The following is a 14,544-nucleotide window of genomic DNA, read 5'->3' on the forward strand; positions in this document are numbered from 1 at the left end:
GGGTGGGAGCCAGGTGGGCCCCGATTTGGCCGAGGGGTAGTGCACGCCGGTAACCTGAAGCATTCTCTGGAAGCATCTCGCTTCGTCGCCCGTCGTCGTAATGAAGAGAGCACCGTGGCCGCCGACAAGATCGACACCATCGTCAGCCTGAGCAAGCGCCGTGGCTTCGTATTCCCGTGCAGTGAGATCTACGGCGGTCAGCGCGCCGCCTGGGACTACGGGCCGCTGGGTGTCGAGCTCAAGGAGAACCTCAAGCGCCAGTGGTGGCGCTACATGGTCACCTCGCGCGAGGACGTCGTCGGTCTCGACTCGTCCGTGATCCTGGCCCCCGACGTCTGGGTGGCCTCCGGCCACGTCGCCACCTTCACGGACCCGCTGACCGAGTGCACCTCCTGCCACAAGCGGTTCCGCGCGGACCACCTGGAAGAGGCCTACGAGGAGAAGAAGGGCCGCGCCCCGGAGAACGGCCTCGCGGACCTCAACTGCCCCAACTGCGGCAACAAGGGCACCTTCACCGAGCCCAAGCAGTTCTCCGGTCTGCTCTCCACCCACCTCGGCCCGACCCAGGACAGCGGCTCCGTCGCCTACCTGCGGCCCGAGACCGCACAGGGCATCTTCACGAACTTCGCCCAGGTGCAGACCACTTCGCGCCGCAAGCCGCCGTTCGGCATCGCCCAGATGGGCAAGTCCTTCCGCAACGAGATCACGCCCGGCAACTTCATCTTCCGGACCCGCGAGTTCGAGCAGATGGAGATGGAGTTCTTCGTCAAGCCGGGCGAGGACGAGAAGTGGCAGGAGTACTGGATGGAGCAGCGCTGGAACTGGTACACCGGCCTGGGCCTGCGTGAGGAGAACATGCGCTGGTTCGAGCACCCGGCCGAGAAGCTCTCCCACTACTCCAAGCGCACCGCCGACATCGAGTACCGCTTCTCCTTCGGCGGCAGCGAGTGGGGCGAGCTGGAGGGTGTCGCCAACCGGACGGACTACGACCTCTCCTCGCACGCCAAGGCCTCCGGCCAGGACCTCTCCTACTTCGACCAGGAGGCCGGCGAGCGCTGGACGCCGTACGTCATCGAGCCGGCGGCCGGTGTCGGGCGCGCGATGCTCGCCTTCCTGCTCGACGCGTACATCGAGGACGAGGCGCCGAACGCCAAGGGCAAGCTGGAGAAGCGCACGGTGCTGCGCCTCGACCCGCGCCTCGCGCCGGTGAAGGTCGCCGTCCTGCCGCTGTCCCGCAACCCGGAGCTGTCGCCCAAGGCCAAGGGCCTCGCCCAGGCGCTGCGGCAGAACTGGAACATCGACTTCGACGACGCCGGTGCGATCGGGCGCCGCTACCGGCGTCAGGACGAGATCGGCACGCCGTTCTGCGTCACGGTCGACTTCGACACGCTCGAGGACAACGCGGTGACGGTGCGCGAGCGGGACACGATGAAGCAGGAGCGCGTGTCGCTCGACCAGATCGAGGGGTACCTGGCCTCGCGGCTGGTCGGCTGCTGAACGCTCGTCGCCGTTGAGGTACCAGGGGCTCCGCCTCCTGGGCCCCGGGCTTGTGCCCACCTCTTCACCCGACTCGGTCGGGTGAAGAGGTGGGCATTCGGCGTTTCCGGGCCTCGGTTCGTGCTTCAGCGCCCCAGGGTCGGCGCGTGCCCTCGCCCGGAGTACGTGGCGAACTCCTGGGGATGAGCGCCCGAAGTGCGGGAACCCGCAGAAATGCGGAAGGTGATGTTCCCAGGGGTTTCCACAGCATGCGGTCCCCACGGCACGCACAGGGCGAGGACGAACAGTCATGGCTGAGCAGAAGTCGGCGCAGACGCTCCCGCGGCCGTTGCACGCGGCCGCATCGGCGCTGCGGAAGGTGCCGGGCGCCGAGACGGTCGGCAGGGCCGCCGAGGGCGCGCTGGACAGGTTGGGAGAGGTGTCGCCGCGCGGGCGGCGGGTGGTCGTGTACACGGGGGCCGGGGTGCTGGGCGTCGCCGGGCTGGTGGAGTGGCCGGTGGCGGTCACCGGAGCGGCGGTGGCCTGGCTGACGCGGCCACGGCGCGAGGAGTCGCCGGGCGGGGGCGAAGAGGGCGGCGGCGGTACGAGGAAGGCCGGCACCGCCGGCACCGCCAGTACCGGCGAGACGGGTGCGGCCGCGTCGAGTACGGCGAAGTCGAGTACGGCGAAGAAGAGCACCGCGCGGAGTACCGCCAAGAAGACCGCCGGGACGCAGGCCGCCGCCAAGAAGAGCCCGGCGACGAAGAGCGCGGCGAAGACGGCCTCGGCCGCGAAGAGCACCGCGAAGTCGGGCCCGGCCAAATCGGGCCCGGCCAAATCGAGCCCGGCCAAATCGGGCCCCGCCAAGAAGAGCACCGCGAAGACGAGCCCGGCGAACAAGAGCACGGCCAAGAAGGCCACGGCCAAGAAGGCCACCGCGAAGAAGGCCACCGCGAAGAAGGCCACCGCCAAGAAGGCCACGGCCGGCACCTCCCGGAGCACGTCCTCCCGCGGCACCTCCAGGACCAAGGCGTCCACCAGCCGGCCCACCGGCTCCACGGGCGGCCGGAGCCGGAAGAAGACGGCGGCATCCACCCGGAAGGCGGGCTGAGAGACAACGATGGTCGATGGACTTCTGACGCGTTCCCAGGACGCCGTCACCGGATTGGTCCTGGCCGGTCCCCGGCTGCTCGCGCGCGGCACCGCGCCCGCGGTGGGCGCCGCGGCCGGCGCCGCGGCGGGCACCGCACGGGCCGGTGTGCGCGGCGCGGACTTCGCGGCACGGGCGGCACGGGTCGCCCGCGCCGCGCTGCCGGGCGGCACCCGGGACTGGCGGGCCGGACACCGGGCGCACCTCGCCCTGCGGCCGGTCGCGACGGAGAAGGTGCGCCGGGCGGGCGGCACGGAACGCGTCGCGCGGCGGGTGGCGACCGTCCTGGCCGAGCACCCGGACGTGGCACTCGCCTACTGGGACACCGGTCTCGCCCGGCTCGTGGTGACCGCGACCGAGGAGGCGCTCACCGACCGGGTGGTGGACCGGGCCACCGAACTCGCCGAGCAGCACGGACTGACCCGGGCGGAGCAACGCGGACCGGGCGATCCGGTGGAGGAGTTGGCCCACCCCGGCGACCCGGCCTCGGTGCGCGTCGCGGCCACGGCCCTCGGCGCCGACGTCCTGGGCATCGCCGCCGCCGTGACCGGCGCGCGACTGAGGCTGCCGCCCTCGCCCCGCCTGGTGACGGCCGTGGCGACGCTGCTGCGCGAGAACCCGACCTTCCGCGCCTGGCTGCGCGCACGGCTCGGCGCGCAGGGGATGGACGTGGCGCTGGCCGCCGCCAACGCGGCCGTCCACGGCGCCGGCCAGAGCTACACCTCGCTGGTGCTCGACGGGGCGCTGCGCGCCTGCCAGCTGACGGAGGCGGTGACCCGGACGGCGACCTTCGAGGTCGTGCACGACCGGCTGTGCCTCCCGGGCCGGGTCAGTCTGCCCGCCGACCCCGGCCTGCGACCGCCGCTGCAGAGCTCCCCCGCGCAGGACTACGCCGCCCACGCCTCGACCGGCAGTGTGGCGGGCGCGGCGGCGACCCTGCTGGTCAAGCACGACGTGGCCGAGGCCGCCGAGGCGGTGCTGGCCGGCTCGCCCAAGGCCGCGCGCTACGGCCCCGCCGCCTTCCACGCCGTACTGAGCGCCGCGCTGTCCCGTACCGGCGTACTCGTGCGCGACCCGGAACGGCTGCGGCAGCTGGAGATGGCCGCCACGGTCGTCCTGCACCCGAGCGCGCTGCGGGCGCCGGACGCGGGCGCGGACCCGTGGACCGAGGACGTGCTGGACGCGGCGCGGCGCGCGGGACTGCGCGTGGTGATGGTGGAGGACCCGGCGCTGGCCGACTTCACCGGGCTCGCGGACCAAGTGGTGAGTGCGAAGCGGCCGTTGCGGGAGGTCGTGGACGAACTGCGCGCCGATGGCGGCGTCGTCACCGTCGTACGGCCCCGGCCCGGTGACGACGAGACGGTGTCGGCCGGGCTGCTCGGCGGGGACGTGGCCGTCGCGCTGGCCGACGGGGACTGCCCGGTGGCGTGGGGCGCGGACGTGCTCGCGCCGCAGGGTCTCACCGACGTGTGGCGGCTGCTGCGGGCGGTGCCGGCGGCCCGCGCGATCGGGCACCGGTCGCAGACGCTGGCCCGCTCCGGGGCCGCGCTGTCCGGCCTGCTGGTGGCGGTCGGCGAGGCGCGTGGCAAGGGCGAGAACGGTGGCGGGGGCGTCGGTTCGGCGCTCTCCGGACTGCGGCACGCGCCGGTCGACGTGAGCGCGGCGGCGGCCCTGCTGTCCGGGACGCGCGCCGCCCTCGGCGTGGCGATGGCCCGCGCCCCGCACCCCCGGGCGCGGGTGGCGTGGCACGCGCTCGACCCCGACGACGTTCGGGACCGGCTGGACCACGAGCGCGAGCCCGAGCCGACCGTCGTCGAGCAGGCCATGGGCCGGCTGCACGCGGTCGCCGACCGGGCGGGCCGGGTACGGGTGCTGGCCCCCGCGCGCTGGTCGTGGCAGCTGGCCCGGGCCGTACGCGGTGAGCTGGACGATCCGCTCACTCCCGTGCTGGCGGTCGGCTCGGCGGCTTCGGCGATCCTCGGCTCGGTCGTGGACGCCCTGCTGGTGGTCGGGGCGCTGGATCTGAACGCGCTGGTCGGCGGGTTCCAGCGGCTGCGCGCCGAGCGGGCGCTGTCGGGGCTGCTGGCGGAGCAGAAGCAGAAGGCACGGGTCACCGAGGAGCCGTCGCGGGAGGGTGATGAACCCTCGCGGGAGGGCGAGCCGGGAATCGGGGAGGGCGAGCCGGGGACCGGGGAGCGCGAGTCGCGGATCATGGAGGCGGCCAAGCTGCACCCGGGCCACGTGATCGAGCTGAAGGCGGACGACGTCGTGCCCGCCGACGCCCGGCTGCTGTGGGAGGACGGCCTGGAGGTGGACGAGTCCGCGTTGACCGGCGAGTCGCTGCCGGTGGACAAGTGCGTGGACCCGGCGCCCCGCGCTCCGGTGGCCGAGCGGTACTGCATGGTCTTCGAGGGCACGACCGTGGTGGCCGGGCGGGCCCAGGCCGTCGTCGTGGACACCGGCGACCACACCGAGGCGGCGCGGGCGGTCGCGCTGGCCGCCCGTACGCCCTCGGCGGCCGGAGTGCAGGCCAGGCTCCAGGAACTCACCCGCAAGGCGCTCCCGCTCACCCTCGCCGGCGGGGCCGCCGTGACCGGCCTCTCGTTGCTGCGCGGGGCGCCGATCCGGCAGGCCGTCGCCGGTGGTGTGTCGGTGGCGGTGGCCGCCGTGCCCGAGGGGCTGCCGCTGGTGGCGACGGTGGCGCAACTGGCCGCGGCCCGCCGGCTCAGCCGCCGCGGGGTCCTCGTGCGCACCCCGCGCACGCTGGAGGCGCTGGGCCGCATGGACACCATCTGCTTCGACAAGACGGGCACGCTCACCGAGAACAGGCTGCGGCTGACGCGGGTCGCGGGCGCCGACGGCACGGTCCGCAAGGTGGACGACCCGGACGCCGCGGGCGCCGTACGGATCGCCGCGCGCGCCTGCCCCCGCCTGGACGGCGAGGGCACCCGCCCCACCCACGCCACCGACGAGGCCGTACTGGACGCCGCCGGGGACGACCCGGAGTGGACGCAGGACGAGGGCCTGCCCTTCGAGACCTCCCGCGGCTACGCCGCAGCCGTCGGACGGGACGGGGACGGGGCGCCGGTACTGGTCGTCAAGGGCGCCCCGGAGACCGTGCTGCCCGCCTGCGCCGACCTGCCGTCGCACGCCTGGGAGGTGGCGCAGAGCCTGGCCCGCGACGGACTGCGCATCATCGCGGTGGCCCGCCGACCCCTGCGCCGGGGTGAGAAGGCGGCCGACGTACTCGAACAGCAGCCGTCCAAGCTGGAGTTCACCGGAATGCTCGCGCTGGCCGACGTGGCCCGTGAGACGTCCCCGGCGCTGGTGCGCGGGCTGCGCGAGGCGGGCGTACGGCCCGTGGTGCTGACCGGCGACCATCCGCAGACCGCCCGCGCCATCGCCGTCGACCTGGGCTGGCCCGAGGACGCGGTCGTGGTCACCGGCGACGAACTCGCCGCCGCCGACCGCACGGTCCGCTCCCGCATGCTGCGCGACGCGGACGTCGTGGCCCGGGTGGCGCCCGAGCAGAAGCTCCAGGTCGTCGAGTCCCTGCGGGACGCCGGGCGGGTTGTCGGCATGGTCGGCGACGGCGCCAACGACGCCGCCGCCATCCGCGCCGCCGACATCGGCGTCGGCATCAGTGCCCGCGGCTCGGCCGCCGCCCGCAACGCCGCCGACCTGGTCGTCACGGGCGACGACCTGCTGGTCCTGGTGGAGGCGGTCCGGGAGGGCCGGGCGCTGTGGCACAGCGTCGCCGACGCCATCGCCATCCTGATCGGCGGCAACGCGGGCGAGGTCGGCTTCGGCATCCTCGGCACCGTCCTCGGCGGCGCCGCCCCGCTGTCCACCCGGCAGATGCTGCTGGTCAACCTGTTCACCGACCTGTTCCCCGCGATGGCGGTGGCGGTGACGCCCACCGGGGACCCCGAGCAGGAGGAGGCCGACGCGGGCACGCCGCTCGGCACGGCGGTGCTGGGCGAGCCCCTGATCCGCCAGATCCGGCACCGGGCCCTGACCACGGCACTCGGCGCGACCGCGGCCTGGCTCTTCGGCCGCTTCACGCCGGGCACCGGGCGCCGGTCGACGACAATGGCCCTGTGCGCCGTGGTCGGCACCCAGCTCGCCCAGACCCTGGCCGACCGCCGCGGCAGCCGCCTGGTCCAGGTCACGTCGCTGGGCTCCGCCGCCGCGCTGGTCGCCCTGGTCCAGACGCCGGGCGCCAGCCAGCTCTTCGGCTGTACCCCGCTGGGCCCCCTCGCCTGGGCGGGCGTGGCCGCGGCGATCGCCCTGGCGCTGGCGGGGCAGCGGGCGCTGCCGCAGGTGGAGGAGGCGGTCGTGAAGTACTGGCCGAAGGTGGCGGAGCGGCTGCCGGCCCTCACGCGCTGAGCGCGCCCCACGCCCACGTACCCGCCCGCGCCCCGCCCGGCTTCCGCGACGGCCTCCCGGTCACCGGCCGAGCGGCACCCCGTGTTCGTCCGCGAAAGACCGTCGGCACAGGCCGTGGCAGAAGCCGTACAGGACCCCTTGGTGCACCAGCGTGAGCGGGGAGTCGGCGAGGTCGACGTTCATGCCGCAGACCGGGTCGACCAGCACGTTCTGTGGCGGTTCCGGTGCCGGAGGTGGAGTGACGCCGTCGCGGTAGGGGCGCGAGACGAGTTCGGTGAGGTCCAGGCTGCTCATGGCCCTGCCGTGGATCCCGATACCGCCCTCGGAGATGCCGTCCACGAGGACCACGGCGTGCGGCTCACGCCTCACCCGCTCGGGGTCGCGGCCGGCGGCCCGTTCGGTCTCGGCCAGGACGCCGGTGACGATCTCCACGGCGTGCCCGCTCACCTCCTTGCGCCACGACGCCGGGACGGTGACCCGCACCAGGTAGCGGGGCGGGTCTGCGGGGTCCGCCGTCGGCCGCCCGCCGAGGACCCAGGTGCTGGGTTCGTGTACGAGCACCTGGGTGATCGCGCGCTGGGCGTCGATGATCTCGATGGCGTGGCTGTCGTCCTCGACCATGAGTGTGTCGATGAGCCGGTGCCCGAGCTCCTGCCGCTCCTCCTCGGCCAAGGCGCCCCTGGGAACGAAAACCTCGATCAGCAGCATCCCGTGCTCCCGTCGTGTGGCCGACTGCTGAGACCTCTTCACTGTGCTCCCGCGAGGTACCCGCACGCATCCGCCGGAGGGAGGAGCCCTGCCCTGCTCCCGGGGGAGCAGTCGACGCCCACTCCTGCTGCCCGGGCCACAGGAGTCCGCCCCGGACACGACGACCGGGGCCGGTCAAGGACGGACGCCCGCCGCCTTTCGTACCTCCGCCGGCTTTGGGCGCTCGGCCGTCCGCCCGCTCGGCCGTCCGCCCGCTCGGCCGTCTGCTCGGCTGTGCGGCGGGCCGGCGGAGCCTCCGGCACCGGCCGCCCCCATACGCGTATATCGATAGTGCGGTTAACTAATGGCTTGTACATGCTCCTTTGCTCCTGGTGCGGCGAGCACCGTCCCGCGTGCGTGACAATGGAGGAATGTCCACGCCCACCACACCCGCCCCCAGCACCACCGCCCGGCCGTTGCAGATCGGCCCGCACACCGTCGCGCCGCCCGTCGTGCTGGCGCCGATGGCCGGGATCACCAACGCGCCCTTCCGCACACTGTGCCGGGAGTTCAGCGGGGGCAAGGGCCTGTTCGTGAGCGAGATGATCACCACCCGGGCGTTGGTCGAGCGCAACGAGAAGACCATGCAGCTGATCCACTTCGACGCGACCGAGACGCCGCGTTCGATCCAGCTGTACGGCGTCGACCCGGTGACCGTCGGCAAGGCCGTCCGCATGATCGCGGAGGAGGACCTCGCCGACCACATCGACCTGAACTTCGGCTGCCCGGTGCCCAAGGTGACCCGCAAGGGCGGCGGCTCGGCGCTCCCGTACAAGCGGAACCTGCTGCGGGCCATCGTCCGCGAGGCCGTGAGCGGCGCGGGCGACCTGCCCGTCACCATGAAGATGCGCAAGGGCATCGACGGCGACCACCTCACCTACCTCGACGCCGGCCGCATCGCCGTCGAGGAGGGCGTGAGTGCCATCGCCCTGCACGGCCGCACCACCGCCCAGCACTACGGCGGCACCGCCGACTGGGACGCCATCGCCCGCCTGAAGGAGCACGTCCCGGAGATCCCCGTGCTCGGCAACGGCGACATCTGGTCCGCCGAGGACGCGCTGCGCATGGTGCGCGAGACCGGCTGCGACGGCGTCGTCGTGGGGCGCGGCTGCCTGGGGCGGCCGTGGCTCTTCGCCGACCTGGTCGCCGCCTTCGAGGGACGTACCGACTCCTACGTACGGCCCACGCTGCGCGAGGTCGCCGACGCGATGGTCCGGCACGCCACCCTGCTCGGCGAGTGGATCGGCGACGAGGCGCGCGGCGTCATCGACTTCCGCAAGCACGTCGCCTGGTACCTGAAGGGCTTCGCGGTCGGCTCCGAGATGCGCAAGAGGCTCGCGATCACCTCCTCCCTGGAGGCACTGCGCGCCGGCCTCGACGAACTCGACCTCGACCAGCCCTGGCCCACCGGCGCCGACGGTCCCCGCGGCCGCACCTCCGGCAACAACCGGGTGGTCCTGCCGGACGGCTGGCTGAAGGACCCGTACGACTGCGCCGGCGTCGGCGAGGACGCCGAGCTGGACACCTCCGGAGGCTGATCAGCCTCCGGTCGGGCGCGGCGCGGAGCCGTACGCCGTCAGGAAGAAGATCATGTCCTTGCCGCGCAGGTCCGGCACCAGCTGCGCGCCGGGCGCGGCGCCGAAGCGGTCCCCCTGCGCCTCCTTCGCGAACTCCGCCTCGTCGGTCCGTGGTGGCCGGCGGAAAGGCGTGATGACAGGCGCCCGGAGGTCCTTCCGTGCGTAACCCGGTGGATGGCGGCCCGGGCGAGGGGGCCGGGGCCGCCGCACTGTCGTACGTCCGCCGAAAGCGGTCCGTTCACGCGTCCGCATGGTGAAATCCGGCGGCCTGTGGCAGCGTGATTCTCGCCACCTCTGATAGAGGTTGCGCTCAGATGAGCGGATCTTGGGCGATTCCACTTCCTCAAAGTGTGGCACTCAGTGCCATGGCTTGATCGTTCATCGATCGAACTCAAACGTGTGGAATGGTGCTCAGAAGAGCGGATGATGGAGGTCTCGGGAGCCCCTCCGTTCAAGAAGTGAAAACACAATCCCTCGGTCGCTTGCCAAGCCTTGACTTTCGATCCACTGGCGGACGAGTGGTTACAGGCGCATGACGCGCAAGTGGACGTACCCAGGAGCCTTTGATCTGGGTACATTCCTCGCCGTCAGGGCAGCCACCGCGTCCTCGAGGAGTCGAGACCCGTGTCGGAAAACAAAGAACCCCAGGTAGCGAACACGGCGAAGTTCGTTTACGACTTCACCGAGGGCAACAAGGACCTCAAGGACCTCCTCGGCGGCAAGGGCGCCAACCTCGCCGAGATGACCAATCTGGGCCTTCCGGTCCCTCCCGGCTTCACGATCACCACCGAGGCCTGCAAGACCTACCTCGACAGTGGTGAGGAGCCGGCGGCACTGCGTGACGAGGTGAGTGCGCACCTCGACGCCCTCGAAGAGAAGATGGGCAAGAAGCTCGGCCAGGCCGACGACCCCCTCCTCGTGTCGGTCCGTTCCGGAGCCAAGTTCTCCATGCCCGGCATGATGGACACGGTCCTCAACATCGGCCTCTCCGACAGGTCGGTGCAGGGCCTGGCCAAGCAGGCCGGCGACGACCGCTTCGCCTGGGACTCCTACCGCCGCCTGATCCAGATGTTCGGCAAGACCGTCCTCGGCGTCGACGGCGACCTCTTCGAGGAGGCGCTGGAGGCGGCGAAGGCGACCAAGAAGGTCGTGGTCGACACCGAGCTGGAGGCCGCCGAGCTCAAGAAGCTGGTCACCAAGTTCAAGAAGATCGTCAAGGCCGAGGCCGGCCGCGACTTCCCGCAGGACCCGCGCGAACAGATGGACCTCGCCATCAAGGCCGTCTTCGACTCGTGGAACGGCGAGCGCGCCAAGCTCTACCGCCGCCAGGAGCGCATCCCGCACGACCTGGGCACCGCCGTCAACGTCTGCTCCATGGTCTTCGGCAACCTGGGCCCCGACTCCGGTACGGGCGTCGCCTTCACCCGCGACCCCGCCTCCGGCCACCAGGGCGTCTACGGCGACTACCTCCAGAACGCCCAGGGCGAGGACGTCGTCGCCGGCATCCGCAACACGGTCGCGCTGGCGGAGCTGGAGTCGATCGACAAGAAGTCGTACGACCAGCTGATGCAGATCATGGAGACCCTGGAGAACCACTACCTGGACCTCTGCGACATCGAGTTCACCATCGAGCGCGGTCAGCTGTGGATGCTCCAGACCCGCGTCGGCAAGCGCACGGCGGGTGCGGCCTTCCGTATCGCCACCCAGCTCGTCGACCAGGGCCTGATCGACGAGGCGGAGGCCCTCCAGCGCGTCAACGGCGCCCAGCTCGCGCAGCTGATGTTCCCGCGCTTCGACGACGACGCCAAGGTCGAGAAGGTGGGCCGGGGCATCGCGGCCTCGCCGGGCGCGGCGGTCGGCAAGGCGGTCTTCGACTCGTACACGGCCGTGAAGTGGTCCCGCTCCGGCGAGAAGGTCATCCTGGTCCGCCGCGAGACCAACCCCGACGACCTGGACGGCATGATCGCCGCCGAGGGCATCCTGACCTCGCGCGGCGGCAAGACCTCCCACGCGGCCGTGGTCGCGCGCGGCATGGGCAAGACCTGTGTCTGCGGAGCGGAGGAGCTGGAGGTCGACACCAAGCGCCGCCGGATGACCGTGCCCGGCGGGCACGTCGTCGAGGAGGGCGACGTGATTTCCATCGACGGCTCCTCCGGCAAGGTCTACCTGGGCGAGGTCCCGGTCGTGCCCTCCCCGGTCGTCGAGTACTTCGAGGGCCGTATGCACGCGGGCGCCGAGGACGCCGACGAACTGGTCGAGGCCGTGCACCGCATCATGGCCTTCGCCGACCGCAAGCGCCGACTGCGGGTGCGCGCCAACGCCGACAATGCCGAGGACGCGCTGCGCGCCCGCCGTTTCGGCGCCCAGGGCATCGGCCTGTGCCGCACCGAGCACATGTTCCTCGGCGACCGGCGCGAACTGGTGGAGCGACTGATTCTGGCCGACACCGAGGCCGAGCGCGAGGAGTCCCTTCAGGCGCTGCTCCCGCTCCAGAGGCGGGACTTCGTCGAGCTGTTCGAGGCGATGGACGGCCTGCCGGTCACCATCCGCCTCCTCGACCCGCCGCTGCACGAGTTCCTGCCGGACATCACCGAGCTGTCGGTGCGCGTCGCACTCGCCGAGTCCCGGCAGGAGCCGCACGAGAACGAGCTGCGCCTGCTCCAGGCCGTGCACCGCCTGCACGAGCAGAACCCGATGCTGGGCCTGCGCGGCGTCCGTCTCGGCCTGGTCATCCCCGGTCTGTTCACCATGCAGGTGCGGGCGATCGCCGAGGCGGCGGCCGAGCGCAGGGCGGCCAAGGGCGACCCGCGTGCGGAGGTCATGATCCCGCTGGTCGGCACCGTCCAGGAGCTGGAGATCGTCCGTGACGAGGCCGACCAGGTCATCGCAGAGGTCGAGGCCGCCACGGGCGCGAAGCTCAAGCTGTCGATCGGCACGATGATCGAGCTGCCGCGTGCCGCGCTGACCGCCGGTCAGATCGCCGAGGCCGCGGAATTCTTCTCCTTCGGCACCAACGACCTGACCCAGACCGTGTGGGGCTTCAGCCGCGACGACGTGGAGGCCAGCTTCTTCACGGCCTACCTGGAGAAGGGCATCTTCGGCGTCTCCCCGTTCGAGACGATCGACAGGGACGGCGTCGGCTCCCTGGTCGCCGCCGCCGCGAAGGCCGGCCGCGCCACCCGCCCCGACCTCAAGCTCGGCGTCTGCGGTGAGCACGGCGGCGACCCGGAGTCGGTGCACTTCTTCCACGAGGTGGGCCTGGACTACGTCTCCTGCTCCCCGTTCCGGATCCCGGTGGCCCGGCTGGAAGCGGGCCGGGCGGCGTCGCAGTCCAAAGGCAGCGACCACCGGTAGCCCCTGAGAGGGCATCAGGCCCCGGAGCCGCCGTCTGTCACCCGACCACCCTCACCGATCGGCGGCGGCTCCGGTTCACGAAGAGCGGGCGGCACCCTTGTGCGGGGGTGCCGCCCGCTCGCGTGCGCGCAAAGGGGCGAGACGCCCGGCCCGTCGGGACGGCGCGGCAAAGCAGGGCAGGGCAGGGCAGGACAGGCGCTCAGGCCCCGCTGCTTCACCCGCCCCGCGTGGCGAGCGGGCCGAACCCGAACCCGAACCCGGGACCGGCCGTGGGTGCCGCTGTCAGAGCCGGCCCCTACAGTCCTCCCACGACAGAGCCGACCGCCACCGGCCCGCGACCCGCTGCTTCGCACCGTGCGTCGCGCCCCTGCTACCTGGCCGGTTCCGGCCTAGGGAGATCCGTATGACCGACGAAACACCGGACAAGCCGAACAGGCTGGACCAGTTCCGTGAGGAGGCGCTCGCGGCCGGCATCCCCCCGGACGACGTCGACCGGTGGCTGGGCACCGCACGGCCGTGCGCGATCCTGCAGCTGAAACCAGGCGACGAGCCGGTCGTGGGCCGGCTCGGCGGCCCTTTCGTGCTTCCCCCGGACGCCCCCGACCCCTGGTGCATGCTCGTCGCCACCATCGACCTCGCCGCGCTGCCCGAGGGCTCGACCGATCTCGGCCTGCCCCCCGACGGCCACCTGATGCTGTTCGCCGACCCCGACCCCGAGTCCATCGACGAGAGGAACCTGGGCAGCGCGCTCCACATACCCGCAGGCACGCTCGTCGAGGAACGCCGGGTGGACCTCTTCCTGGAATGGGACGAGATATACGGATCGGATTTCCCGGAGGGCCCGCTGCGCCTGATGTGCGATGCCTCTCTGCCGTACCACTCCATGGTCCGCGACCCCGGCCCCCCTTCCGTCCTCAGTCCGCTCCCGGGGCACCCCTACGTCGAGGAACTGCTGAGTGCCTGGGAGGAAGTGCCGGACGAATACCATCATCCCGGTCTCCAGCTCGGCGGGTACTCCCTGGACGAGGACCCCGTGGAGGACCCCGCCGTGGCGGCCGGACGGGAGGCGGCCCGGGCGGAGGCGCGGGGCGAGCTGCCGGCAGCCCACACGGAGACACGCCCCGAGGACTGGGTGTGCCTCGCCCAGTGGTGGCCCGGGGTCAACGAGATGGCGATGGCCTGCTTCTCCTGGTCGATCGCCCGGCAGGACCTGGCCGCCGGACGCTTCGACCGGGTGTACGCCACCATGACCTTCAATCCGTGACATCCCGGGTGCGGCGGGGGCGGCGGGCCCGGAAGGCCGCCCCGCCGCGCCCGGGGTCCGCGGAAGGCGGGCCGGATCGCTGAGGCTCGTCCTCAGCGTGTCGCGCGCCGCCTGTTCACCGCCAGCAGCAGCCCGCCGCCGGCGAGCACGACGGCCGCGCCGCCCGCCGCGATGTACGGGGTGGTGTCGTCGCCGCCGGTCTCGGCCAGGTCGGCGCCCTGCTGCCCGGCGGCCTCCTTCGAGCCGCCGGCCTCGCCGCTGCCGGAGTTCTCCGCGTTCCCGGAGCCGGCCCCGTCGTCGTCCTTCTCGGCTGCGTCCTTCTCGTCCTTGTCGCCGGCGGGCACGAAGCCCGCGGGCGGCTTGTCGCAGCCGACGCCGTCCTTGTCGCGGTCCAGGTCCTCGGCGTAGTGCTTGTCATCCTTCTTGATGTTGGAGTACCCGTTCTCGTACGCCTCGGTGCAGTTGTCGAACGGGTGGGTGCCTTCGTGGGCCTGGGCGGCGGTCGGCAGGGCGGCCAGGGCCAGCGCGGCGACAGCCACGGCGACGGGCTTGCGGAGCAGGTTCATCGAGAGTCCCGGAGATGGTGT

General features: G+C 72.5%; 9 protein-coding genes. 6 read left to right on the forward strand and 3 right to left on the reverse strand.

The window, feature by feature from the left end:
- Positions 1-114: 114 nt before the first annotated feature.
- The 3 genes from ABEA26_RS12580 (at position 115) to ABEA26_RS12595 (ending at position 7,015) form a co-directional block, all read left to right on the forward strand.
- The gene (locus tag ABEA26_RS12580) at positions 115-1,497 is read left to right on the forward strand and encodes a glycine--tRNA ligase (protein ID WP_279559296.1); all 1,383 of its coding nucleotides are present in this window, start codon (positions 115-117) and stop codon (positions 1,495-1,497) included.
- Between the two features lie 289 nt (positions 1,498-1,786).
- Entirely contained in the window at positions 1,787-2,587 is an 801-nt protein-coding gene (locus tag ABEA26_RS36325) for a hypothetical protein (RefSeq protein WP_425587827.1), read from the forward strand.
- A gap of 9 nt (positions 2,588-2,596) precedes the next feature.
- Complete coding sequence (locus ABEA26_RS12595) at positions 2,597-7,015, forward strand: cation-translocating P-type ATPase (RefSeq protein ID WP_345591975.1); 4,419 nt, start codon at positions 2,597-2,599, stop codon at positions 7,013-7,015.
- 60 nt (positions 7,016-7,075) lie between these two features.
- Here the strand turns inward: ABEA26_RS12595 and ABEA26_RS12600 are convergent, their stop codons facing one another.
- Positions 7,076-7,723, reverse strand: coding sequence for a hypothetical protein (locus tag ABEA26_RS12600; RefSeq protein WP_345591977.1), 648 nt, complete (start codon positions 7,721-7,723; stop codon positions 7,076-7,078).
- A 410-nt stretch (positions 7,724-8,133) separates the two neighbouring features.
- Here ABEA26_RS12600 and dusB point away from each other — a divergent pair, with 410 nt between their 5' ends.
- Positions 8,134-9,300: a tRNA dihydrouridine synthase DusB gene (gene dusB, locus ABEA26_RS12605; protein WP_345591979.1), complete on the forward strand. Its 1,167-nt coding sequence runs from the start codon at positions 8,134-8,136 to the stop codon at positions 9,298-9,300.
- On the opposite strand, the gene ABEA26_RS12610 is transcribed toward dusB, so the two are convergent.
- Positions 9,301-9,591 (reverse strand): hypothetical protein, encoded by a 291-nt coding sequence (locus tag ABEA26_RS12610; protein ID WP_345592048.1) that lies wholly within the window; start codon positions 9,589-9,591, stop codon positions 9,301-9,303.
- 372 nt (positions 9,592-9,963) lie between these two features.
- Between ABEA26_RS12610 and ppdK the strand changes: the two genes are divergently transcribed.
- Together ppdK and ABEA26_RS12620 are read left to right on the forward strand one after the other, a co-directional pair.
- A complete protein-coding gene (ppdK, locus tag ABEA26_RS12615; RefSeq protein ID WP_345591981.1) occupies positions 9,964-12,693 on the forward strand; it encodes a pyruvate, phosphate dikinase in 2,730 nt (909 codons plus the stop codon).
- Positions 12,694-13,096: 403 nt separating this feature from the next.
- A complete protein-coding gene (locus ABEA26_RS12620; protein WP_345591983.1) occupies positions 13,097-13,957 on the forward strand; it encodes a DUF1963 domain-containing protein in 861 nt (286 codons plus the stop codon).
- A 92-nt stretch (positions 13,958-14,049) separates the two neighbouring features.
- Here the strand turns inward: ABEA26_RS12620 and ABEA26_RS12625 are convergent, their stop codons facing one another.
- Entirely contained in the window at positions 14,050-14,523 is a 474-nt protein-coding gene (locus ABEA26_RS12625; RefSeq protein ID WP_345591985.1) for an excalibur calcium-binding domain-containing protein, read from the reverse strand.
- Between the last annotated feature and the right edge of the window lie 21 nt (positions 14,524-14,544).

The sequence above is a fragment of the Streptomyces marokkonensis genome, assembly GCF_039539045.1.
GTDB classification, from domain to species: domain Bacteria; phylum Actinomycetota; class Actinomycetes; order Streptomycetales; family Streptomycetaceae; genus Streptomyces; species Streptomyces marokkonensis.

Excerpts from the sequence above, each read along its gene's own strand:
- ABEA26_RS12620 (WP_345591983.1), top strand. The coding sequence starts at position 13,097 with ATGACCGACGAAACACCGGACAAGCCGAACAGGCTGGACCAGTTCCGT.
- dusB (WP_345591979.1), top strand. The coding sequence starts at position 8,134 with ATGTCCACGCCCACCACACCCGCCCCCAGCACCACCGCCCGGCCGTTG.
- ABEA26_RS12595 (WP_345591975.1), top strand. The coding sequence starts at position 2,597 with ATGGTCGATGGACTTCTGACGCGTTCCCAGGACGCCGTCACCGGATTG.
- ABEA26_RS12625 (WP_345591985.1), bottom strand. The coding sequence starts at position 14,523 with ATGAACCTGCTCCGCAAGCCCGTCGCCGTGGCTGTCGCCGCGCTGGCC.
- ABEA26_RS36325 (WP_425587827.1), top strand. The coding sequence starts at position 1,787 with ATGGCTGAGCAGAAGTCGGCGCAGACGCTCCCGCGGCCGTTGCACGCG.
- ABEA26_RS12610 (WP_345592048.1), bottom strand. The coding sequence starts at position 9,591 with ATGCGGACGCGTGAACGGACCGCTTTCGGCGGACGTACGACAGTGCGG.
- ABEA26_RS12600 (WP_345591977.1), bottom strand. The coding sequence starts at position 7,723 with ATGCTGCTGATCGAGGTTTTCGTTCCCAGGGGCGCCTTGGCCGAGGAG.